This window comes from Mycobacterium sp., from assembly GCF_050701515.1.
Taxonomy (GTDB): domain Bacteria; phylum Actinomycetota; class Actinomycetes; order Mycobacteriales; family Mycobacteriaceae; genus Mycobacterium.
The window spans coordinates 1-1,638 of sequence record NZ_JBOGDB010000142.1; the positions used below are offsets into that span (position 1 = coordinate 1).

General features: G+C 66.2%; 3 protein-coding genes. 1 reads left to right on the forward strand and 2 read right to left on the reverse strand.

The features are described from left to right. On the reverse strand, positions 1 to 243 hold a 243-nt coding region (locus ACRDU5_RS12095; RefSeq protein ID WP_526614772.1), incomplete at its 3' end, for a uracil-DNA glycosylase family protein. Between the two features lie 68 nt (positions 244 to 311). Further along, complete coding sequence (locus ACRDU5_RS12100) at positions 312 to 905, reverse strand: LabA-like NYN domain-containing protein (RefSeq protein WP_526614773.1); 594 nt, start codon at positions 903 to 905, stop codon at positions 312 to 314. Between the two features lie 636 nt (positions 906 to 1,541). Between ACRDU5_RS12100 and rpoZ the strand changes: the two genes are divergently transcribed. Further along, the coding region (rpoZ, locus tag ACRDU5_RS12105) for a DNA-directed RNA polymerase subunit omega (protein ID WP_526614774.1) at positions 1,542 to 1,638 on the forward strand (97 nt) is incomplete at its 3' end.

Below are 1,638 nucleotides of genomic sequence, written 5' to 3' on the forward strand. Positions count from 1 at the left end.
GTCCGGGGACGCCCGGTACTGGCCGCGTGCAAAGCCGAAGCGCAGGAGGGTCGGGTAGAGCAGCAGACCGGCGTAGTCGCCGGTGAACGGCCGACCGGTACGGTTGGCGCCGCGCAGGCCGGGCGCCAGCCCGACGACCAGGAGACGCGCCTTCGGGTCGCCGAACGACGCGACCGGCGCGTTGTGCCAGCCCAAGAAGGCATCGCGGTTGGCCGCCCGGAACTGGGCCAGCCGCGGGCACAAGGGACAGTCCGCGGGCGGCGACGGGCGCGTGCCGCGCGCGTCGCCCCCGAGCGAGCCGGTGATGTGCCTTAAGCGTTCTGGAAGTAGCGTCCGGATCGCGGCCGTTGCGGTGCGGCGTCCTCCTCCTCATCGTCGTCGACATCGTCGTCGACCGCGACCGCGGAACGGTGCTCGCGGGCGATGTAGGACGACAGCTCGTGCAGCTCGAGGAAGGTGTCGGCCTGGCGGCGCAGCTCGTCGGCGATCATCGGCGGCTGGGTGCGGATCGTGCTGACCACCGTGACGCGCAGGCCCCGGCGCTGGAGCGCCTCGGTCAGGCGGCGGAAGTCGCCGTCGCCCGAGAACAGGACCACGTGGTCCAAAAAGTGCGCCATCTCCATGGCATCGACGGCGAGCTCGATGTCCATGTTGCCCTTGAACTTGCGGCGGCCGGTGGAGTCGGTGAACTCCTTGAGCGGCTTGGTCACCACCGTGTAGCCGTTGTAGTCGAGCCAGTCGACCAGCGGCCGGATCGGCGAGTACTCCTGGTCATCGAGCAGCGCCGTATAGTAACAGGCACGAACCAGCCGGCCGGTCTGCGAGAAGGTGTCGAGCAACAGCCGGTAGTCGATGTCGAAACCGAGGGCGCGTGCCGCCTGATAGAGATTTGCGCCATCGATCATCATCGCAAAGCGGTCTTCACGATGAACAATATTCTCCAGAACCGGGCAAATCATAACTTCCAACCTCCGATGCGATCGGGCCAGTCCCTCGTGACCAAGCCGAGCCTGCAAGTCATTGCCGTAGACGCCATACGAGCGCAGATCGGGCCGTCGTCGTTAAGATGATCCGCACGCCTCGTTCCGGCAAGCCGACTCGTCAGCGATCCGCGTCGCCGCCAGCGCCGGTCCGATTCGACGAATCTCGGCCGATGTCCTGGATCCACCCCGCATAGACAGCCTTTTGGTGATCGAGGCAGAAGAAGCCGGCCCAAATGTGCGCCGCCCGCCCGGGACCCGTCGCGCTCCACACGATTGGATGCCCCGGGACGCTCAATCGATCGGGGTATGACACTCGAGCGACTCGAATCTGCCTCCGACTCTGCGGCATGCCATGCGACCTTGCCGCATGAGATGCCTATAGCCCGATCCGCACCGAAAGGCCAGCCCTGCTTTTGCCCGGCGGCTGACAAACAGGTCAGTCGGTCCGCGGCTGGAGGCGCCTCATGCGATGGTGCGCCGCACCATTCACGTTGCGGGACCCCGTGCCATGCACTAAGTATCGAATGAGCCTTGCCTCGCAGTGGGAGATGGGCGCTCATGGCGCGGATTACCGTTGAGGATTGTGTCACCCAGGTACCGAACCGCTTCGAGCTGGTGATGCTCGCGGCGCAGCGGGCGCGCGACGTTTCCGCCG

Bases quoted from the DNA above. Each gene is read 5' to 3' on its own strand.
- ACRDU5_RS12100 (WP_526614773.1), bottom strand. From the start codon at position 905: ATGATCGATGGCGCAAATCTCTATCAGGCGGCACGCGCCCTCGGTTTC.